Source organism: Arthrobacter sp. zg-Y238 (genome assembly GCF_024385525.1).
Lineage (GTDB): Bacteria > Actinomycetota > Actinomycetes > Actinomycetales > Micrococcaceae > Arthrobacter_B > Arthrobacter_B jinronghuae.
In genome coordinates, this window is sequence record NZ_JANFLU010000016.1 from 109,994 (window position 1) to 131,281 (window position 21,288).

At 66.3% G+C, this 21,288-nt stretch carries 19 protein-coding genes; 15 read left to right on the top strand and 4 right to left on the bottom strand.

The genetic code is table 11. The features are described from left to right. Positions 1-122: 122 nt before the first annotated feature. Entirely contained in the window at positions 123-734 is a 612-nt protein-coding gene (locus tag NNX38_RS16655; RefSeq protein WP_255799039.1) for an HAD family phosphatase, read from the top strand. 34 nt (positions 735-768) lie between these two features. On the opposite strand, the gene NNX38_RS16660 is transcribed toward NNX38_RS16655, so the two are convergent. Together NNX38_RS16660 and NNX38_RS16665 are read right to left on the bottom strand one after the other, a co-directional pair. After that, positions 769-1,155, bottom strand: coding sequence for a hypothetical protein (locus NNX38_RS16660; protein ID WP_255799040.1), 387 nt, complete (start codon positions 1,153-1,155; stop codon positions 769-771). Positions 1,156-1,269: 114 nt separating this feature from the next. Further along, positions 1,270-2,232, bottom strand: coding sequence for a quinone oxidoreductase (locus tag NNX38_RS16665; RefSeq protein ID WP_255799067.1), 963 nt, complete (start codon positions 2,230-2,232; stop codon positions 1,270-1,272). 122 nt (positions 2,233-2,354) lie between these two features. Between NNX38_RS16665 and argC the strand changes: the two genes are divergently transcribed. The 9 genes from argC to NNX38_RS16710 all read left to right on the top strand — a co-directional run bounded on the left by argC (position 2,355) and on the right by NNX38_RS16710 (position 11,690). Beyond that, positions 2,355-3,386 carry an N-acetyl-gamma-glutamyl-phosphate reductase gene (gene argC / locus NNX38_RS16670; protein ID WP_255799041.1) on the top strand — a complete coding sequence of 344 codons (1,032 nt, stop codon included), beginning with the start codon at positions 2,355-2,357 and terminating at the stop codon, positions 3,384-3,386. Next, positions 3,386-4,606 (top strand): bifunctional glutamate N-acetyltransferase/amino-acid acetyltransferase ArgJ, encoded by a 1,221-nt coding sequence (gene argJ, locus NNX38_RS16675; RefSeq protein ID WP_255799042.1) that lies wholly within the window; start codon positions 3,386-3,388, stop codon positions 4,604-4,606. Before argC ends, argJ begins: the two co-directional genes overlap by 1 nt. A 13-nt stretch (positions 4,607-4,619) precedes the next feature. Continuing rightward, positions 4,620-5,546, top strand: a complete 927-nt coding sequence (gene argB, locus NNX38_RS16680; RefSeq protein WP_255799043.1) for an acetylglutamate kinase — start codon at positions 4,620-4,622, stop codon at positions 5,544-5,546. Further along, on the top strand, positions 5,539-6,837 hold the full coding sequence (locus NNX38_RS16685) for an acetylornithine transaminase (RefSeq protein WP_255799044.1): 1,299 nt from the start codon (positions 5,539-5,541) through the stop codon (positions 6,835-6,837). The genes argB and NNX38_RS16685 overlap by 8 nt, the downstream gene beginning before the upstream one ends. After that, positions 6,834-7,799 carry an ornithine carbamoyltransferase gene (gene argF, locus NNX38_RS16690; protein ID WP_255799045.1) on the top strand — a complete coding sequence of 322 codons (966 nt, stop codon included), beginning with the start codon at positions 6,834-6,836 and terminating at the stop codon, positions 7,797-7,799. Before NNX38_RS16685 ends, argF begins: the two co-directional genes overlap by 4 nt. After that, entirely contained in the window at positions 7,796-8,332 is a 537-nt protein-coding gene (locus tag NNX38_RS16695; RefSeq protein WP_227924562.1) for an arginine repressor, read from the top strand. Before argF ends, NNX38_RS16695 begins: the two co-directional genes overlap by 4 nt. Before the next feature lie 97 nt (positions 8,333-8,429). Next, positions 8,430-9,638: an argininosuccinate synthase gene (locus tag NNX38_RS16700; protein WP_229953108.1), complete on the top strand. Its 1,209-nt coding sequence runs from the start codon at positions 8,430-8,432 to the stop codon at positions 9,636-9,638. Positions 9,639-9,642: 4 nt separating this feature from the next. Further along, entirely contained in the window at positions 9,643-11,100 is a 1,458-nt protein-coding gene (gene argH, locus NNX38_RS16705) for an argininosuccinate lyase (RefSeq protein ID WP_255799046.1), read from the top strand. A gap of 116 nt (positions 11,101-11,216) precedes the next feature. Then, positions 11,217-11,690, top strand: a complete 474-nt coding sequence (locus tag NNX38_RS16710; protein ID WP_255799047.1) for a pyridoxal 5'-phosphate synthase — start codon at positions 11,217-11,219, stop codon at positions 11,688-11,690. 105 nt (positions 11,691-11,795) lie between these two features. Here the strand turns inward: NNX38_RS16710 and NNX38_RS16715 are convergent, their stop codons facing one another. Then, complete coding sequence (locus NNX38_RS16715; protein ID WP_255799048.1) at positions 11,796-13,445, bottom strand: HNH endonuclease signature motif containing protein; 1,650 nt, start codon at positions 13,443-13,445, stop codon at positions 11,796-11,798. A gap of 167 nt (positions 13,446-13,612) precedes the next feature. On the opposite strand from NNX38_RS16715, the gene NNX38_RS16720 reads away from it, so the two are divergent. Further along, positions 13,613-14,464, top strand: a complete 852-nt coding sequence (locus NNX38_RS16720) for an SRPBCC domain-containing protein (protein ID WP_255799049.1) — start codon at positions 13,613-13,615, stop codon at positions 14,462-14,464. Between the two features lie 44 nt (positions 14,465-14,508). Further along, a complete protein-coding gene (locus NNX38_RS16725; protein WP_255799050.1) occupies positions 14,509-15,162 on the top strand; it encodes a DNA-3-methyladenine glycosylase in 654 nt (217 codons plus the stop codon). 57 nt (positions 15,163-15,219) lie between these two features. Here NNX38_RS16725 and NNX38_RS16730 read toward each other — a convergent pair whose 3' ends face one another. After that, on the bottom strand, positions 15,220-16,212 hold the full coding sequence (locus tag NNX38_RS16730) for an aldo/keto reductase (RefSeq protein ID WP_255799051.1): 993 nt from the start codon (positions 16,210-16,212) through the stop codon (positions 15,220-15,222). 232 nt (positions 16,213-16,444) lie between these two features. Here NNX38_RS16730 and NNX38_RS16735 point away from each other — a divergent pair, with 232 nt between their 5' ends. The 3 genes from NNX38_RS16735 (at position 16,445) to tyrS (ending at position 20,749) form a co-directional block, all read left to right on the top strand. Next, entirely contained in the window at positions 16,445-16,999 is a 555-nt protein-coding gene (locus NNX38_RS16735; protein WP_255799052.1) for an adenine phosphoribosyltransferase, read from the top strand. 149 nt (positions 17,000-17,148) lie between these two features. Next, entirely contained in the window at positions 17,149-19,410 is a 2,262-nt protein-coding gene (locus tag NNX38_RS16740; RefSeq protein ID WP_255799053.1) for a UvrD-helicase domain-containing protein, read from the top strand. 13 nt (positions 19,411-19,423) lie between these two features. Next, positions 19,424-20,749, top strand: a complete 1,326-nt coding sequence (gene tyrS / locus NNX38_RS16745) for a tyrosine--tRNA ligase (protein WP_255799054.1) — start codon at positions 19,424-19,426, stop codon at positions 20,747-20,749. Positions 20,750-21,288 lie beyond the last annotated feature (539 nt).

The following is a 21,288-nucleotide window of genomic DNA, read 5'->3' on the forward strand; positions in this document are numbered from 1 at the left end:
CCGGATGTCGTTATCCGGCGGGGCCTGCTGCGTTTAAGCCCTGCCGGTGCAGATCAGTTTCCGGAGCCCGGCGGGAGCCGCACCTGTCTGCCGCACTCCGGACCGTTCGCTAAGCTGTGGCGATGACTCCCCGTGGAACCCGCTGGTACCTCTTCGATTACGGCATGGTGATTTCGACGGCTCCTGCTCCGGAGGACTGGGGGCTGCTGGAGCAGGCAACCGGCCTCCGGGAGCTGGAGGCTGGAACGAGCCCGTACTGGCGACGGCGCGAAGACTTTGACGCCGGCCGGCTGACCCCGGCGCAGTACTGGGAAAGCGTGCGGGGCCGGGACGCGGGCCAGGCCGAGGTGGACACCCTGGAGGAACTGGACGCAGCGCAGTGGGCGCATCTGAATCCCCGGACTATGGAGGTTCTGGAGACGCTGCACAGCGAGGGCGCCAACCTTGCCCTGCTCTCCAACATGCCGGACGGCATGTCCCGCAGGTATTCCGCCGAATCGTCCTGGGCGCAGTATTTCTCCAAGCTGTACTTCAGCGGACGGATGGGCCTGGTGAAACCGGACCGGCAGATCTTCGAGCGGGTGGTTGCCGGTCTGGGTGCGGCTCCCGAGGACATCGTCTTCATAGACGACAACCCGCAGAACATCTCTACGGCACGGACCATGGGGTTCCGAACGATCCTCCACACCGGCGGGACGGACCTGCGGGCGGAGCTCTCGGTGCTTGGCCGGTAAGTAGTGTGCCGACGCTGCGCGAGACAGTCCGCCGTCAGCGGCCACCCTTGGCGATGTAATCCGCTCCGTCGTAGTGCAGATTGAGGCTGTCGATCACGCCGTCCTCAAAGGTAAAAAATTCCGCGAATCGGACCGAACCGGCCGGCAGCTCAGCGTCGTACAGGACCGCGGACCCCGATTCGTCGTGCACTTCGCGCAGGATGTTGATGCTCCGCACCGTTCCAATGAAGCCTGCGACCCCTTGCAGGAAGCCGTCCGTGGCATCGGGACGATGGCCTGCAAGGGAACCGGTGAAGTCCAGCCGGTCTGAAAGGAGGGCACGGAGTTCGCTGCCGTCACCATATGCCTGCGGTCCGGATGCCAGGACGCGGTAATACTCCTGGAGCGCAGCGGGAGCAGACCCGGAGAGAGTATTGGCCATGTTTACTCCTTGGTCCAAAGGGGCACAGGGCGTTCCGTGCGGAGACGGGATCCACGGCAGGTATTCCTGCTGCGGCTTTGTCCCGGAAATGCCAGTATGGGCAGGTTCTGTCGGTTAGGGAACCAGCAGCACCTTCCCCGTGGTCTTCCGGCCTTCAAGGTCAGCGTGTGCACGGGACGCTTCGGCCAGCGGATAGGTCTGTCCGATCCGCACATCCAGCTTGCCGGCCAGGACCGCGTCAAACAGTTCGCGGGCCCGCCACTGGCGTTCTTCGGGTGTGAGCAGGTAATGCGCAATCGTGGGCCGGGTCAGGAACAGGGAACCGGAGGAGTTCAGCCGTTGTATGTCGAAGGGCGGGACCTGCCCGGAGGCGGCCCCGAAGAGCACCATCATGCCCCGCGGGCGCAGGCAGGCGAGCGAGCCGTCGAAAGTGGCCTGCCCGACGCCGTCGTACACCACGTCTACGCCCTGTCCTCCGGTGAGGGCACGCACCTGTCCAGTGAAACCGTCGTAGCGCAGCACATGGTCGGCACCGGCGCCGCGGGCAAGCTGTTCCTTTTCCTCGGTGGACACGGTGGTGATCACCGTCGCGCCCTTGGCCTTGAGCAGTTGGATCAGCAGCAGTCCGACGCCGCCGGCACCGGCATGCACCAGCGCCGTCTGTCCTTCCTGCACCGGAAAGGTGGAGTTGCACAGGTAATGCGCGGTAATACCCTGGAGCAGCACTGCGGCCGCGGTGTCGTCCCCGATTCCGGCAGGCACCGGCAGCGCCACCTCTGCATCCATCAGCATGTACTCGGCGTAGGCCCCTCCGCCCTCCGCTGTGGCTACCCGGTCACCCTCCCGGAAGCCCGATTCAAGCCCGGCGGACACCACCGTTCCGGCGGCTTCGGAACCGGGTATGAAGGGATATGACATCGGATAAACGCCGCCGCGCTGATAGGTATCGATGAAGTTCACGCCCGCTGCCGCTACTTTCACCAGGATCTCGCGGGGTCCGGGCTGGGGAAGGGCAACGTCTTCATAACGCAGGATTTCCGGTCCGCCGGACTGCGGGACGACAATGGCTTTATGCATGGCAGGCCTCTTCTGCTTCGCTGTTACGTGCCGGGCGGTGCGGGCGTTGCCCGATGTGGTTCCTATCATACGGTTTGCATAAATATTGGAGGCAGTGCATAAATGTGCTGTATGGTGGGGGCATGACGATTTCCGTAGCAGTCTCGGGCGCCAGCGGCTATGCCGGGGGCGAAGTGCTGCGCCTGCTGGCCGGCCACCCGGAGGTATCCATCGGTGCCATTACGGCCCACAGCAACGCGGGCAGTCGGCTGGGGGAGCTGCAGCCGCATCTGCATTCCCTTGCTGACCGGGTCCTGGCGGACACCACTGTCGAGATGCTGGCGGGACACGACGTCGTTTTCCTGGCCCTGCCGCACGGCGCCAGCGCGGGGATTGCCGCGCAGTTGGATCCGGACACCCTGGTGATCGACGCCGGTGCCGACCACCGGCTCGAGGATCCGATGGCCTGGGAAAAGTTCTACGGTTCTCCGCACGCCGGAACCTGGCCCTACGGACTGCCCGAGCTGCCCGGACACCGCGACCGGCTCAAGGGAGCCCGACGGATTGCCGTCCCAGGCTGCTACCCCACAAGCTCCCTGCTCGCACTGACACCCGGCTTTGCCGCCGGACTGCTGGAGCCGCAGGATGTCGTCATCGTGTCCGCGTCCGGCACCTCGGGGGCCGGCAAGGCCGCGAAACCGCACCTGCTGGGCTCGGAAGTCCTGGGCGGGATGAGTCCCTACGGGGTGGGCGGCAGCCACCGGCACACCCCCGAAATCGAGCAGGGGCTGTCCGCCGCGGCCGGAGAGCCCGTGGCCGTGTCCTTCACGCCCACGCTTGCACCGATGGCCCGCGGCATCCTTACCACCGCCACCGCTAAGGTCCGCCCCGGCGTCGATCCCGCGGACCTGCGCACCGCATGGGAACAGGCATACGCGTCGGAACATTTCGTCCGGGTGCTGCCGGAAGGCCAGTGGCCAGCCACCAAGATGGTGGTCGGATCCAACTACGCCGTGATGCAGCTGGCGTACGACGCCCATGCCAACCGGGTGATTGTCAGCTGCGTGATCGACAACCTCAACAAGGGAACTGCCGGCGGCGCCGTGCAGTCCATGAACATTGCCCTCGGACTGGATGAAACCGCGGGACTGACACAGCAGGGGGTGGCACCGTAATGAGCGCCGAATCAACAACCGGTCCGACTACCGGCGGAGGAATTTCCGGAATCACCGGCATCACCGCCCCGGCGGGCTTCCGTGCCGCCGGTGTGGCCGCGGGCCTCAAGGATTCCGGGGGACGCGACGTCGCCCTGGTGGTCAACGATGGTCCGTCGAAGGCCGCAGCCGCGGTCTTCACCCGCAACCGGGTGGCAGCCGCTCCGGTGCTATGGTCCCGGCAGGCCGTGTCCGACGGACGGGCCGACGCCGTCATCCTGAACTCCGGCGGCGCCAACGCCTGCACCGGCACTGAAGGGTTCCGGAACACCCACACCACCGCCGAACAGACCGCAGAACTCCTGGGGCTGAGCGCCTCCGACGTGCTGGTCTGCTCCACCGGCCTGATCGGTGCCCAGCTGCCCATGGACAAGTTGCTGTCCGGTGTCCGGGCAGCCGTCGACGTGCTGTCGGACGACGCCGGTGCCGACGCGGCGCATGCCATCATGACCACCGATACCGTGCCAAAGCAGGCAGTCTTCGCCGGAACGGACAGCGCGGGCCGGACCTACCGCATCGGCGGCATGGCCAAGGGAGCCGGAATGCTCGCGCCCGGACTGGCCACAATGCTGGTGGTCCTGACCACGGACGCGGATCTCCCGGCACCCGCCCTGGACTCGGCGCTGCGGGCCGCAACCGCTGTGACGTTCGACCGGACCGATTCGGACGGCTGCATGTCCACGAACGACACCGTGATCCTGATGGCCTCCGGTGTCTCAGGTGCCGCACCTGCGGCAGTGGATTTCGTCGACGGGCTCACCGAGGTCTGCCTCTCGCTCGCGCAGCAACTCATCACAGATGCCGAAGGCGCCAGCCACGACATTGCGATCACGACCGTCAACGCAGCCACGGTCGCCGACGCGGAAACGGCTGCCCGCGCCGTCGCCCGCTCCAATCTGTTCAAGACCGCTATTTTCGGCAACGATCCGAACTGGGGCCGGGTGCTGTCTGCTGTCGGCACCACTGATGCAGCTTTTGAACCGGACCGGATCGACGTCACCATCAACGGCGTGCAGGTCTGCCGGAACGGCTGCATCGGAGATCCCCGGGAGAACGTGGACCTGGCACCGCGCGCGGTCAGCGTGGAAATCGACCTGCACGCAGGTTCGGAATCCGCCACCATCTGGACGAACGATCTCACCACCGATTACGTCCATGAGAACTCTGCGTACAGCAGCTGACCGGGGGACAGGCATGATCACACCAGCAGCGGCCGGCGAACGGCTGCGGGCACAGGACAAAGCGGCAACGCTGATCGAAGCGCTGCCCTGGATCCAGCGCTTCGCGGGCACCACCATGGTCATCAAATACGGCGGCAACGCCATGGTTAACGATGACCTCCGGCGGGCTTTTGCCGAGGACATCGTGTTCCTCCATCACGCCGGCGTGCACCCGGTGGTTGTCCACGGCGGCGGTCCGCAGATCAGCGCCATGCTGGACCGCCTCGGTATTGCCTCCGAATTCCGCGGCGGGCTGCGGGTTACTACTCCCGAGGCGATGGACGCCGTGCGCATGGTCCTGACCGGCCAGGTGGGCCGGGAGCTCGTAGGGCTCGTTAACGCGCACGGTCCCTACGCCGTCGGACTGTCCGGCGAGGACGGAGGCCTGCTGGAGGCTGTACGGACCGGCGTCGTGGTGGACGGAGAGGAACTGGACCTCGGCCTGGTCGGGGAAGTGGTGGGGGTCAACCCCGGCGCGATCCTGGACATCATTGCCGCCGGGCGGATCCCGGTGATCAGTACGGTGGCACCGGAGGTGAACGCCGACGGCGGCCCCACCGGACAGGTGCTCAACGTCAACGCCGATACCGCCGCCTCTGCCCTGGCCGTAGCACTGGGCGCGTCGCGGCTGGTAGTGCTCACGGACGTGGAGGGCCTCTACGGAGATTGGCCGGATAAGTCCTCGCTGATCTCCTCCCTGACCGCCGGGGAACTGCGGGCCATGCTGCCCGGCCTCGAAGCGGGCATGATTCCCAAGATGCAGGCATGCCTCGCCGCCGTAGACGGAGGTGTGGACCGGGCCGCAGTGGTTGACGGCCGGATGGCGCACTCCATGCTGCTGGAAATCTTCACCGAAGCCGGAATCGGCACCCAGGTAGTACCGGAGGACAAAGATGCATAACCCGGATACCCAGGGCGCAAAGCCCGGAACGGCAGTCCAGGGCACGCAGGAGGAATGGCTGAACCGCTACGGCTCCTCCCTGATGGGCGTCTTCGGTGCTCCGCAGCGGGTGCTTGTCCGCGGCAGCGGCTGCTATGTGGAAGACGCCGATGGGAAGCAGTACCTCGACCTGCTGGGCGGCATTGCCGTCAACTCCCTGGGCCACGCCCATCCGGCACTCGTGGCGGCGGTGTCCGATCAGCTTGCCACCCTCGGCCACGTGTCCAACTTCTTCACCAGCCTTCCGCAGGTGGCGCTGGCCGAACGGCTGCTGGCGCTTGCCGACGCTCCGCAGGGTTCGAAGGTCTTCTTTGCGAACTCCGGTGCCGAAGCCAACGAGGCCGCCTTCAAGCTGGCCCGGCGGAACTCCGACCCCGCTGCCGGACGCACCCGCATCCTGGCGCTCGAAGGAGCCTTCCACGGCAGGACCTTGGGAGCACTGGCCCTCACAGCCAAACCTGCCTACCGGGAACCCTTCGAACCGTTGCCCGGGGGAGTGGAGCACCTTCCGTTCGGCGACGTCGACGCGCTGCTGGCCGCAGTAGATGAGACCGTAGCCGCCGTCTTCCTGGAACCGATCCAGGGCGAGGCAGGAGTGCGGATGCTCCCTGAGGGCTACCTGCAGGCAGCCCGAGAGGCCACCCGGGCCGCAGGCGCGCTGCTGGTCATTGACGAGGTGCAGACCGGCATCGGCCGTACGGGCAAGTGGTTTGCCTCCGAAGGCGTCCTTCCGGATGCCATGACCCTGGCCAAGGGACTCGGCGGGGGCTTTCCCGTCGGCGCCATGATCACCTTCGGCGAGCGGACCTCCGGCTTGTTGGCCGCCGGCATGCACGGCACCACGTTCGGCGGGAATCCCGTGGCTGCCGCGGCAGCCCTGGCTACCCTGTCCGTGCTGGAAACCTCCGAAGCGCTGGCCAAAGTGCGCGCCACCGGGGACTACCTGCGCCGGGAACTGGCCGCCCTGGATTTCGTGGCCGAAGTGCGCGGGGAGGGCCTCCTCATCGGCATCGACCTGGTCGACGAGGTTGCTCCCGCCGTGGTCGCGGCGGCACTGGAGGCGGGCTACATCATCAACAGCACCGGTCCGGCAACGCTGCGGCTCGCCCCGCCGCTGATCCTCACTCCGGAGCAGGCCGGCACCTTCCTGAACGCGCTGCCGGGCATCCTGCGTGCGGCTCGGGACGCCGCTCCGACCACCCCAGACTCTGTATCCGGTGCCACCGGCACAACCACTGAAGGAAAACTATGACCCGTCATTTCCTGGTCGACACCGACCTCACGCAGGCGGAACAGGCCGAAGTCCTGGATCTGGCCGATGCGCTTAAGAAGGACCGCTACAAACACCAGCCGTTCGCCGGTGAATCCACCGGCCGCAAGACCGTTGCCGTCATCTTCGACAAGACCTCCACCCGGACCCGCGTGTCCTTCGCGGCCGGCATCTCCGATCTGGGCGGCGTCCCCCTGATCATCGGCGCGGGGGAGTCCCAGCTGGGACATAAGGAGAGCGTTGCGGACACCACCAAGGTGCTCGAGCGCATGGTTTCCACAATCGTCTGGCGGACCTACGCACAGTCCGGTCTGGAGGAAATGGCTGCCAACTCCTCGGTCCCGGTCATCAACGCGCTGTCGGACGACTACCACCCGTGCCAGCTCCTCGCGGACCTGATGACCATCCGCGAGCACAAGGGAAAGCTCGCCGGCCTCACCCTGGCCTACCTCGGTGACTGCGCCAACAACATGGCCAATTCCTACCTGCTCGCCGGTGTCACAGCCGGAATGCACGTCCGGGTGGCCGGTCCGCTGGGCTACCTGCCCGATCCCCGGATTGTCGACGCTGCAGCGGCCCGCGCCGAAGAAACCGGCGGCTCCGTCACCATCACCACCGACGCCGCCGAAGCGGTGGCCGGAGCCGACGTCGTCGCCACCGACACCTGGGTGTCCATGGGGCAGGAAGCCGAAAAGGCCGCCCGTCAGGAGCTGTTCCGCAGCTACACCGTGGACGCCGACGCCATGGCACAGGCGGCGGAAGACGCCGTCGTACTCCACTGCCTGCCCGCTTACCGCGGCTACGAAATTTCCGCCGACGTGCTCGACGGACCGCAGTCGGTGGTCTGGGACGAAGCGGAGAACCGCCTGCATGCGCAGAAGGCCCTAATGGTGTGGCTCATGGCGCACTCCGGCCTCACTGGAATTCCGGAGGCACGGGCATGACCATGCCGGCAACGAAGACGGCGCGCCAGGCGCGCATCCGCACCCTGCTGACGGGCCTTTCCATCCGTTCCCAGGCCGAGCTCGCGGCACTGCTGGCCGACGACGGCGTGCAGGTCACGCAGGCGACGCTCTCCCGCGACCTGGTGGAACTCGGTGCCGTGCGCATGCGCGGCAAGGACGGGGCGCTGGTGTATGCCGTTCCGTCCGAGGGCGGGGAGCGGGCGCCCAAGTCCGGGGTTACGCAGGAAGTGCTGGATGCACGGCTGGCGCGGCTCTGCGGGGAACTGCTGGTTACCGCGGAGGCGTCTGCGAATATCGTGGTCCTGCGGACTCCGCCCGGAGCCGCAAACTTCCTGGCACTGGCCATCGACCATTCCGTGCTGCCGTCCGTCCTGGGCACCATCGCCGGCGACGACACGGTGATGATGGTGACCAGGGACCCCGAGGGCGGCCCCGACCTCGCGGCCCGCTTCCTGCGGATTGCAGACGAAGCCAGTAACAACGGCTCCGCACCCGAAAGCCGGATCCTGTAACCGGGTTCCGGCCCGCTGAACCAAAACCCAAGACTTTCATCCTGAACCAACCAGCGGCCCCGTATGGGCCGCAACCAATGCAAGAGGAGCGAAATCCGTGAGCGAACGTATTGTTCTGGCCTATTCCGGTGGCCTGGATACGTCAGTGGCCATCGGCTGGATTGCCGAGGCAACCGGCGCTGAAGTTATTGCCGTTGCCGTGGACGTAGGACAGGGCGGCGAGTCCCTGGAGACCGTCCGCCAGCGAGCCCTGGACTGCGGCGCTGTGGAAGCCTACGTGGCCGACGCCCGCGAGGAATTCGCAACCGAGTACTGCATGCCTGCGCTGAAGGCCAACGCCCTTTACATGGATGCCTACCCGCTGGTCTCCGCACTCTCGCGTCCGGTTATCGTGAAGCACCTGGTGGCTGCTGCCCGCCAGTTCGGTGCCACCACCGTCTCCCACGGCTGCACCGGCAAGGGCAATGACCAGGTGCGCTTCGAAGTCGGCATCCAGACCCTGGGCCCGGACCTGAAGTGCATTGCACCGGTCCGCGACCTTGCCCTGACCCGCGACAAGGCCATCGCCTTTGCCGAGGAGAAGAACCTGCCGATCGTCACCACCAAGAAGAACCCCTTCTCCATTGACGCCAACGTCTGGGGACGTGCCGTGGAAACCGGCTTCCTCGAAGACATCTGGAACGGCCCCACCCCGGACGTGTACGAGTACACCTCCGATCCGGCGTCGGCTTCCGCCCCGGATGAAGTCATCATCACGTTCAAGGAAGGCGTTCCGGTCGCCATTGACGGCAAGCCGGTCACCCCGCTGCAGGCCATCGAGGAAATGAACCGCCGCGCCGGCGCCCAGGGCATCGGCCGGATCGACATTGTCGAAGACCGCCTCGTGGGCATCAAGAGCCGCGAAATCTACGAGGCCCCCGGAGCCATGGCACTGATGGCTGCGCACCGCGAGCTGGAAAACGTCACCGTGGAGCGCGAGCAGGCCCGGTTCAAGAAGACGGTCGGCCAGCGCTGGACCGAGCTGGTCTATGACGGTCAGTGGTTCTCCCCGCTGAAGCAGTCCCTGGACGCTTTCATCGGCGACACCCAGCAGTACGTCTCCGGCGACATCCGCATGACCCTCGACGCCGGACGCCCGGTGGTTACGGGACGCCGCTCCGAGTCATCCCTGTATGACTTCAACCTGGCCACCTACGACACCGGCGACAGCTTCGACCAGTCCATGGCCCGCGGCTTCATCGAGCTGTTCGGGATGTCCTCCAAGGTGGCCTCCGGCCGCGACCAGCGCCTAGCAGAAGGTAAGTAAGCACATGACAGACGGCAAGTCGCCAGAAGAAGCAGCGGGTACCGGGTCCTCCGGTTCAACCGTCCAGGGTGCCCTGTGGGGCGGCCGGTTCGCCGGCGGCCCCGCAGACGCCCTTGCGGAGCTGAGCAAGTCCACCCACTTCGACTGGCGGCTTGCCGGCTACGACATTGCCGGCTCGCGTGCCCACGCCCGGGTACTGCACAAGGCCGGCCTGCTCGACGACGGCGAGCTGGAGGGGATGCTTGCGGCCCTGGACCAGCTCGACGCCGATGTGAAGTCGGGTGCCTACGTGCCTGCGCCGTCGGATGAGGACGTGCACGGGTCGCTGGAGCGCGGCCTGATTGAACGGGCGGGCACCCAGCTGGGCGGGAAGCTCCGGGCCGGCCGGTCCCGCAATGACCAGATCGCCACGTTGGGCCGGATGTACCTGCGGGACCACGCCCGCATCATCGGTTCCGGCGTGCTGTCGGTCATCGATGCCCTCGTGGGCCAGGCGCAGGCACACCTCGGGGTGGCGATGCCCGGACGCACCCACCTGCAGCATGCGCAGCCCATCCTGCTCAGCCATCACCTGCTGGCGCACGCCTGGTCCCTGCTGCGCGATGTGCAGCGGCTGGCCGACTGGGATAAGCGTGCGGCAGTTTCTCCCTACGGGTCGGGTGCCCTGGCGGGATCCTCCCTGGGCCTGGATCCGAACGCCGTGGCGGAGGATCTGGGGTTCGATTCCGCTGTGTGGAACTCCCTGGACGGGACTGCTGCGCGTGACGTGTACGCCGAGTTCTCCTGGGTAGCCGCCATGATCGGCGTCGACCTTTCCCGGGTCAGCGAAGACATCATCCTGTGGGCCACGAAGGAGTTCTCCTTCGTCACACTGGACGACGCGTACTCCACCGGGTCCTCGATCATGCCGCAGAAGAAGAATCCCGATGTTGCCGAGCTTGCCCGCGGCAAGGCCGGACGGCTGATCGGCGACCTGGCCGGGCTGCTGGCCACCCTGAAGGGCCTTCCGCTGGCCTACAACCGTGACCTGCAGGAAGACAAGGAACCGGTCTTCGATGCTGCCGACACCCTCGAGGTATTGCTTCCGGCGGTGTCCGGGATGATCGCGACCCTGAAGTTCAACACCGAGCGGATGCAGTCGCTGGCGCCGCAGGGCTTTGCCCTGGCCACCGACATCGCCGAGTGGCTGGTCCGCCAGGGGGTGCCCTTCCGTGAAGCGCATGAACTCTCCGGTGCGGCTGTGCAGCTGGCCGAGGGGCGCGGCGTCGAACTTTGGGACCTGACCGACGAAGACTATGCCGGAATCTCACCGCACCTGACGCCCGAGGTGCGCTCCGTACTCAGCACCGAAGGCTCGCTGGACAGCCGCAGCTCGCAGGGCGGTACTGCACGGTCGGCTGTCGAGTTGCAGCTGGCGGAGCTGATCCGCCAGGTAGGCGAGGTGCGCGGCTACGTAGGATAAATCCGCGCAAACGGACCCCGATGGAGTGCACCTCCTCGGGGTCCGTTTTTTAAGTGCCGGGCTGCGGGGTGGGGCAAGGTGGGCCAGCGGCACCCGCGCACAGCTACGCTGGCGGCATGACTGATTCCTTCCGGGCCCGGCTGCGTGCCCTTCCGGACTTTCCCGAGGAGCTTCCCGACTTTGATCCCTCGGCAGGGTCGCAGGACCCTGCGGAGCTTTTCCGCCACTGGCTTTCCGGCGCGCTGGCCGCCGGGGTGCGGCAACCGCACGCGTTTTCTCTTGCCACCGCCGATGCAAACGGGCATGTCTCCTCCCGGATGCTCATCCTCAAGGACATTGACGACGACGGCGGCTGGCAGTTCGCCACGGCCCGCACCTCCCGCAAAGGCGGAGAACTGACCGAGAACCCGAATGCTGCCATGAACTTCTACTGGCCGGAACTCGGCCGCCAGATCCGAGTGGCCGGAGCCGTAGTGGAGCTGTCCGCCGAAGCGTCGGCAGCCGACTGGGATGCGCGACCATCTTCGGACGGACGCCCGAACCCGGCATGGCAGCTGTATGCGCTGAAGCCGCGGGAGATCGAATTCTGACAGGCCCGTGCCGACCGGCATCACATCCGGCATCGGATGGTGTTCTGATCCTTTCACGGCTCCAAGCCGGCACCCGGGGGAGCGCTGGGGCCATGCCGTTCGGCGTTAGAACGGCGGCGTCTCGCGGGGTGACGGCTGCTCGCGGGGCGGTGGTTCTGCCCGGAGGTCAGGAGGCTCGTGGCCAGTGACGCGCAGCCGGAGTTGGGGCGTGGTCTGGTAGGTCCGGCCCAGCGGCGAGGTCCATTCCAAAATCCCGGAGCTTGGTCCGGAAGTGGATTGGCGTGCTTTCCAGTGGCCCAGGGTCTTGTACCGATGGTGTTTCCTACACAAATGCGAGAGGTTCGTATGGTCGGTTGGTCCGCCGTTTGCCCACGGCAGGGTGTGGTCGATTTCGGTGGTGGTGTGTCCCGCGGTGGGGGTGTCGCAGCCGGGGAAGCGGCACGTTCCATCGCGGGCCTGAAGCCAGCGGCGCAGGCCGGGCGGAATACGGCGGCGTTTCCCGACGCCGAGGATTTCCCCGCTGGCCCGGTCCTGCACGAGGCCGGTGAGGTGGGAGGCGTTTTCGGCCAGTCGGCGGGCGGTTTCGGCGCTGATGGGTCCGTAGCCGTTGAGTTCTGCGGGCGCATCGTTCAGGCCCAGGAGGGTGTCGGCGTTAACGAGGACCATGATCTCGGTCTGTGTGCCCGTGCCCGCGCCGGCACGGGCGCCCGCACCGTTACCGGTACTCGCACCAGCGCCCGCACCGGTACCGGGTGGCGTCGATTCGCTTACCGGACGGTCGTTTCCCGCCGGTCTCCGAAGCGGTGCCTGTGGTGTCTGCCCATCCGGCGCTTCGTGCACGGTACCCGGTGCGCCGGTCAGTAACGACGTCAGGATGTCCGCCCGTAGCTGGCCAACGCTGCGGGGATCTCCGGCGGCCTGCTCGCCGCGGGCCGCGGTGGTCAGGGCTCCGTAGATCAGCTGCCCCTGCTCGGCAGCGAGGTAGGCACCGAGTTCCGCCATCCCGTCGGGACGGGCTTCGAACCAGACCTTCCGCGCCTCCAGGGCTTTGCGGTGGCGGGGGATGAGGGTTTCGGGGTGCAGGCGTTCGCGCAGCCCTACCGCGCTCCGGGTGAACTGGGCGTCTGTGTGCCCAGGGGCGCTGGCGAGCAGCTCCGCCTCGAAACGGGATTGCTCGGCTCCGTCCAGAAACCGGCACTGGTCCAGGATGGTTGCGGCCTGCCGGCAGGACAAGGTCCCGGCCTCCAGAGCCGCGAGGGTAGCCGTGAAGCCGGTGCAGAGGTCCAGGGCGTCGGCCAGCAGCCGGGCGGCCGCCTGGTAGGAGAGGCACAGCAGGGTCTGGACCTCCGTAGCGGTCAGGCTGAACACCTGCGAATGGTCCGTACGTGCTCCCGCATCGGACGCTCCCGCACCCGACGCTCCCGCACCCGATTCCCACGGGGTGGTGCAGGCGTCCCGGACATGTTCGTGCAGACGGTGAAGGGTGCGGGCCTGCTGGGCGTACCGCCAGGCCTCCAGGGCGTGCAGACGCTGCAGGACGGTCACCGTAGCTGCCTCGTTCAGACGGGCAGGGTTCTGTAGGGCCAGGGTGCCGGTGAACCCGTCCGGGAACCTGGTCCGGCGTTCCGGGCTACTAGGCCGGGCATAAAACACCGCGGCCCCGCCGCCTCCGCCACCAACCCCGCCGCCGCCTCCGACCCCGGCAGCGCCTCCGACACCGACCCCGCCACCGGTTTCATATCCGTGCTTTTCCATACCCCAAGGCTTTCAGCCCGCACCGACATTTCCAGCCCGAAAACCGGCCAAATCACCCCGCAACCGGACACCCCGGATACCCGTCTTTTCGCTCAAACTACCTACCCGCCCCTCCCAGCGGCGCCCCCGGCGAAGCTACCCTTGGAAGAACCCCAGGAGGACGCGCCATGACCGAGTCCAGCCCCCTCGAAACGCCGGTTCCCGCCGGAAGAATCGAGCGCCGCCCCGACGGCTACACCCTGGTCTTCGAGCGCCTGTTCGATTTTCCCGCGGGATACATCTGGGAAGTGTTGACCAATGGGGACCAGGTCGCCCAGTGGCTCGGCACGGTGACTCCCGGCTGGCAGCTCGGCAAGGAATACCGGCTGGACATGGGAAACGCGGAAGTCACTGGAACCGTGCTGCAGATGAGCCCCGGACTGAGCCTGCAGTTCACGTGGGAGGACCCGCTGGGGGACGAATCCGTCCTCGACTGGCAGGTGCTGGAAACCCCTGACGGTGCATTGCTGCAGTTCCGAACGCACGAGGAAAGTGCGGATTTCCTCACGGAAGGCGCCGCGGGGTGGCAGGGGATCCTGGACGCGTTCGACGACGTCGCCGCGGGCCGGGAACCTGCCCGCGCGTCCATGGACCAGTGGCGGGCCCTCCGCGACGCCTACGCCAAGGAATTCGACGTCTCGCCCACGATGGGACACGTGGATGCGGCCGGGATTGTCTTTGAACGCTGGTACAACGCAGCCGCCGGCGATGTCGGCAGCGCACTGGACCGCGCGACGTCGGAACTCGGCATCGGTGCGGAGGCCTCCGTTGACGTCACGGACGACGGCGGCCGGACCCGCGTCGTCGTCCGGCAACCGCTGAGCGGCGGAAACGGCGACGCGGCGTCTGCCCAGCTCGCTGCGTGGCACCAGGCACTGGACGCAGCCGGCGACCACGTTGCCGGAAACCCCTGGCATCCCAGCTCGCGCAGGCTGGCGGCCCTGAAGGAGTTCTACGGAGCCTCTGCCGGGAGCATCTGAGCAGCACGGAAAACCTCCCCAATGAACCTTGCTACCGTCGGAGTATGGCTTTTGCGAGTGAACGAGAACGTCTTGCCGTCCCTGCCACGCAGGCGGCACCCCAGTTGCTGGGCGCGGTCCTGACCCACGACGTCGACGGCGAACGTGTCAGCGTGCGGATCACCGAGGTGGAGGCCTACATGGGCGACGCCGACCCCGGCTCCCACGCGTTCCGCGGCCAGACGGCGCGGAACGCCACCATGTTCGGCCCGGCGGGACACCTCTATGTGTACTTCACCTACGGCATGCACTACTGCGCCAACATAGTCTGCGGAACGGAAGGCGATGCCACCGGGCTGCTGCTGCGCGCGGGCGAGATCGTCGAGGGCACGGAGATAGCCGCCGTCCGGCGCGGAAACCCGCGCAACCCGCTGGACCTGGCACGCGGTCCGGCACGCCTTGCCCAGGCGCTGGGCATTTCCCGCCCGCTGGACGGGGCGGATGTGTTCGCTCACCCCCTGCACTTGGCACTGCCCGCCGAACCGGTGCGCCCGGAACTCCTGTCAACGGGGCCGCGGGTGGGAGTCAGCGGCCCCGGCGGTTCAGACGAATATCCGTGGCGGTACTGGCTCACCGGTGACCCGACCGTGTCCAAGTATCGTCCCGCCCAGCCGCGCAAGCAGCCGGCGTCCGCGGGAGCTGCGGCCCTGGGGTCGTGAAACGCGGAACGGCGTTCCGGGTGACTGCACCCGGAACGCCGTTCTGCGAAGCTGCTGCTAGGAGCGCGGCAGCGGAGCCTGCGCGGAAATGAGCTTCTTTTCCAGCAGCTCGTCCCAGAAGGCACCCGGGATCTCGGCCTTCATCGCAGCGACATCCTCTGCGACGCGTCCGGGCCGGCTGGAGCCCGGGATGACCGCAGCCACTGCGGGGTGTGCGGCGGAGAACTGCAGGGCCGCTGCCTTCAGGCTCACGTCGTGCCGAGAGGCGACCGAGGTCAGCTCTGTGATCCGTGCCTGGACCTGCGGAGGAATCTCCACGTAGTCGAACTTGTCGCCGCCCAGCAGTGCACCGGAGTTGAAGGGACCGCCGACGACGATGCCCACTCCCTTTTCCTGTGCCATCGGCATCATGCGCTGCAGGGCACGCTCGTGCTGCAGCAGCGTGTACTGAGTGGCGGAGAGGCTCATGGTCGGAGCAGCCTCGTCCATGTCCATGGCCAGCTCTATGGGCTCGGTGGTGTTGACGCCGAGGCCCCAGCCGTTGATGACGCCCTCATCCTGCAGGCGGGCGAGTACCCGGAACGCTCCGGTCCGCGCCTCGTCGAACTTGGAGATCCACTCGTCACCGAGGAAGTCCCGGGACGTGTCGTGGATGAACACAAAGTCCAGACGGTCCGTCTTGAGCCGGTTCAGGCTCTCCTCGATGGACCGCAGAGTGGCGTCCGTGGTGTAGTCCGTGGCGATCTTGTTCGAACGCCCGTTGGTGAAGAGGCCGGAGCCCTTTTCTTCTTCCTCATCCAGGATCAGCCGTCCCACTTTGGTGCTTAGCACGTACTCGTCGCGGTTGTGCTGGGAGAGGACCTCGCCCAGGCGGGATTCCGCGAGGCCGGCGCCGTAGAAGGGAGCGGTGTCGAAGTAGCGGATGCCTTCGCTCCATGCGGCTTCAACCGTTGCCAGCGCCTCATCCTGGGGAATGTCGCGGAACATGTTTCCCAGCGGAGCCGTGCCGAATCCGATCTTGTTCTTGAGCACTTCGTGCAGGTTAGCCATATGTGTTGCAATCCTTGAACTGTTGGTGCGGTAGATTCCGGGCCCTGTCACAGGGGACCCGGGACATGGCAACCGGCACCGGTTGTCCTTTATTCCTCCACCTGGTCCTCCGTCCCGTTCCTCCGGCTGGTCCTCCACCCGCAGATCGGCGGCCCCGGACAACCGGCGAGACAAGTGCCACAGGAGCCCGCACGGCTCCGGCCAAACCGGGTGGAACGGGTAAGGTAGACGGGTGAAAGATGCCCCGGCAGAACCGGATAACCACGAGTCCATTGAACAAACCATCGAACGCCTGGGCGCTGTAATCCCCGATTACCCCAAGCCCGGGATCGTTTTCCGGGATCTAACCCCCGTCTTTGCCGACGGGCCCGCCCTCCGGCGCGTAGTAGATGCCCTCATTGCCCCCTTCGAAGGACAGTTCGATTTCGTGGCAGGCGTGGAAGCACGTGGTTTCCTGCTCGCGGCAGCCGCCGCCTACGCCTCCGGCAAGGGTGTCATCACCGTGCGCAAGCCCGGAAAGCTGCCCCGCGAAGTGTTCTCCGAAAGCTACTCCATGGAGTACGGCGACAGCACGCTGGAACTGCACCGCGACGATATGCCCGTCGGCTCGCGTGTCCTGATCCTTGACGACGTGCTGGCCACCGGTGGAACCCTCGGCGCTGCGGCGCGCCTGATCCGCAAGGCAGGCGCCGAAGTGGCCGGATTCGGCGTCGTGCTGGAACTTGGCGACCTCGGCGGCCGGGACCGCCTCGGCGACACCCCGGTTACCGCTCTGATCGCCTACTAGGATCGTCCCCTCAAGGCGGGAACACCGCCCGGACGACACGCGTTCCTCGCAGGCAGCAGCTGAGAGAGAAACCGCATACATTAGTGACCTGCAAAAGTCCAAATGCACTGTAAGATTGACGCTCTGCCTTTGCGAGAGGGAACTCGAACATGCCTGAAACACCTTCAGCTTCCAACGAGCTGGAACACGAGCGTCAGTACGTCGCCGGTCTGTACTCACGTCTCGATGAGCTGCGTGAGGAAAAGCGGGAACAGCTGGCCGCAATCCGGCGCAGCCACTCCTCGGGTTCACACCAGAACCGTTCCGAGCGGGATGCCTTCGCCACCATGTACGAGGACCGCCTCGCGCAGCTGAATGCCGTCGACGACCGGCTCGTGTTCGGCCGCCTGGACCTCGACGACGGCGAAGAACGTTACATCGGCCGCATCGGCCTTTCGACGTCGGAGCTGCAGCGCCTGATGGTCGATTGGCGCGCACCCGAAGCCGGCACCTTCTATCAGGCAACCGCTTTCGAGCGCCAGGGCGTACGACGCCGCCGACACCTGATCCTGAAGGGCCGCGACGTGCAGGCCATCGAGGATGACGTGCTGGACTACTCCATGCTGGAAGAAGGCGAAGCCCTCCAGGGCGAAGGTGCCCTCCTCGCTGCATTGAACTCCAAGCGGACCGGGCAGATGTCCGACATCGTGGGCACCATCCAGGCCGAACAGGACCGCATCATCCGGGCTCCGCTGTCCGGCACCCTAGTGGTCCAGGGCGGTCCCGGTACGGGCAAGACCGCCGTGGCGCTGCACCGCGCCGCGTACCTGCTTTACACGCACCGGGAACGGCTGAAGTCCGCCGGTGTGCTGCTGGTGGGGCCGTCCAACGCCTTCATCCGGTACATCGAACGGGTGCTGCCCTCCCTGGGCGAGACCGGCGTCGTGATGTCCAGCCTGGGGCAGCTGATGCCCGGCATCGTCGCCGCGCATGAAGAGGACCCGGCCGTCGCCGAGGTCAAGGGCCGGCTGTACATGGCCGACGTCGTCGCGCGTGCGGTTGCCAACCGCCAGCGCCTGCCGCGCGAGCCGCGGAAGCTGAACGTCGAAGGCACCATCCTCACGCTGACTCCCAAGCAGGTGCAGCGTGCCCGTGACAAGGCCCGCGCCACCGGCAAGCCCCACAACGAAGCTCGTGTCACCTTCGTGAAGATCCTGCTGCGCGAACTGACCGAGCAGCTGACCGAGCAGCTCGAGGAATCGGCCGGAGCCGGGAACAGTACCGACCGGGCCTACCTCGCAGAGGACGTCCGCAGTGCCCGTGACGTGCGCGTGGCACTGAACCTGTGCTGGATGCCGCTGACCCCGGAGAAGCTCATCACCGAGCTGTTCAGCAAGCCCGGGCACCTTGAATCGGCCGCGCCGGACCTCACCGACGCGGAACTGGACCTGCTGCGCCGCAGCCCCGACGCACCGTGGACAGAATCCGACGTGCCGCTGCTGGACGAGGCCGCCGAGCTCCTCGGCGAGCTTGACGCCTCCGCCGGCCGGGAGAACGCACTCCGTGAGGAACAGCGCAAGCGCGACCTCGCCAATGCCGAAAGCGCCATTGCCAATACGGAAGGCTTCCTCGAGGATTCCGGCGCTCACGGCATTCTGTCTGCGGAAGACCTGGCAGACCACAATGCGGTGGGGGAGCAACGCCTGACCGCTGCCGACCGTGCCGCCGTCGACCGCACCTGGGCCTTCGGGCACATCGTGGTCGATGAAGCGCAGGAACTGTCCGCCATGCAGTGGCGGCTGCTGATGCGCCGGTGCCCGCTGAAGTCCTTCACCGTGGTCGGCGACATTGCCCAGACCAGCTCGGCTGCCGGGGCAACGTCCTGGCAGGCAGCACTGGATCCGTTCGTGGGGGAGCGGTGGACGCTCGAAGAGCTCACCGTGAACTACCGCACCCCTGCACAGATCGCCGAGGCCGCGGTACGCATGGCCAACGCTGCCGGTCTCGTGGTCTCCGCCCCGAAGGCCGTGCGCGAAGGACGGTGGGCGCCGTTCATTGACGAGGTGCCCGAAGACGGCCTGATCCAGCGCCTGCTGGATACCCTGCCCGAGGACCTGGACGCGCTCGACGGCGGCCTGCTCGCCGTCATCGCTGAGGACCACCGGCTATCCGCAGTCCGCCGCGCAGTGACCGAGGTGTACGGCGCCCGCGTGGGCTCCGGTGCCGGCGGCCTGGAGCAGGACATCGTGGTGACCTCGCCGCGGGAGGCGAAGGGCCTGGAATTCGACGGCGTCGTCATCCTGGAACCGTCCGAGCTGCTTACCGCAGCAGCCGGCAAGGTGGGGGACCTGTATGTCGCCATGACGCGACCCACGCAGCGGCTGCGTCTGATTGCTGCAGGCGGGATCCCGGCAGGCATTCCCGAAGACTGATAATTTAGAAGGCGTGTCAGATAATATCGTGAACTCCGAGGGCCTCGGCGCCCAGCAGAATGATTCTTCCTTTGCCAACATCTGGCAGGAACTCCAGTGGCGAGGCCTTGTGCACGTCTCCACCGATGAGGCGGAACTGGAAAAACTTCTGGCCGGGGGACCGATCACGTATTACTGCGGCTTCGACCCGACGGCACCGAGCCTGCACCTGGGCAACCTGGTGCAGCTGCTCACCATGCGGCGCCTGCAGCTTGCCGGCCACCGGCCCCTCGCCCTGGTCGGCGGTTCCACCGGGTTGGTCGGGGATCCGCGCCCGACGGCGGAACGCACCATGAATACGAAGGAAACCGTTGGCGAGTGGGTCGGGTACCTCCAGGGACAGGTGCAGCGCTTCCTTAGCTTCGAGGGTGACAACGCCGCCCGCATCGTGAACAACCTGGACTGGACCGCGCCGATGAGTGCCATCGATTTCCTGCGCGACGTCGGCAAGCACTTCCGGGTGGGCACGATGATCAAGAAGGAAATCGTCTCCTCGCGCCTGAACTCCGACGAAGGCATCAGCTACGCGGAGTTCAGCTACCAGGTCCTGCAGGGCATGGACTACCTTGAGCTCTTCCGCCAGTACAACTGCGTGCTCGAGACGGGCGGCTCCGACCAGTGGGGCAACCTCACCAGCGGCACCGAACTGGTGCGCAAGGTCGAGGGCAAGACGGTCCACGCGCTGGGCACCCCGCTGATCACCAACAGCGACGGCACCAAGTTCGGCAAGAGCGAGGGCAACGCGGTCTGGCTGGACGGCACCATGACCAGCCCGTACGCCATGTACCAGTTCTGGCTCAACACCTCCGATACCGATGTGGTGGACCGGCTGAAGGTCTTTACCTTCATGAGCCGGGCACGCATTGAAGAGCTGGCGCGTGCCGTGGAGGAAGCGCCGCACAAGCGTGAGGCGCAGCGAGCCCTGGCCTACGACGTGACGTCACTAATCCACGGCACCGATGCGACCGACAAGGCAATTGCCGCTTCCGCCGCACTGTTCGGGCAGGGAGACCTGGCCGAACTCGACGAAGCTACCCTGAAAGCCGCGACGGAACAGCTGCCGACGGCCGTAGTGTCCCCGGACTCCCTGGGCATCATCGACCTGCTTGTAGCCTCGAAGCTTTCCAAGACCAAGTCCGAAGCACGCCGCACGGTGTCCGAAGGCGGTGCCTACGTGAACAACATCAAGGTCACCGATGCCGATGCCGTAGTGGACTCGAAGGACCTGCTGCACGGCCGGTTCCTTGTCCTCCGGCGCGGAAAGCGGAACCTTGCAAGCGTTGAGGTCTCCGCCGTATAGTTTTAATGCTTCCTTCGAAGAGGTCCTCCAGGGGGTTCCAGGTGAACTTCCGGAGGAACTCCCAGAGGGGAACAACGGGACCGCTTCGGCGGGAACCTGCAGGACTTCGGGCAGCCCTCGCCGGACAACGGCGGGGGTGCCGGCCCTGAAGAAGGGGATGAGCAGGCTTGTGCGGCGGATCACCTCGATCCGGTTTGCAAGGACCGGAAGCGATGTGTAAAGTTACATGAGTCGCCGCGGCCGGGACGCTGGAAAAGCGCCCGAGCATGGCGGCCAACCCCCATCAGAAAACAGAGTCCAACCAGTGTGTTCCCCTCGCGGGGGCGGTGGAAAAGACTCCGGTTGCTGCTGGGTCCGGAACGGCGGAAACGCTTTTCCTGTAAAACATTGCAGCGAAGAAGAAAGGGAAAACATTGTTTTCCCGAGTATTTTCGGATTGCGTCTGTTGTTTGAGAACTCAATAGTGTGCCAAGTTTATTGATACCAATTTATTTTGATTGGTTGAACAGGCCGTTCCGCCCACCCCGTGGGTAAGGGAC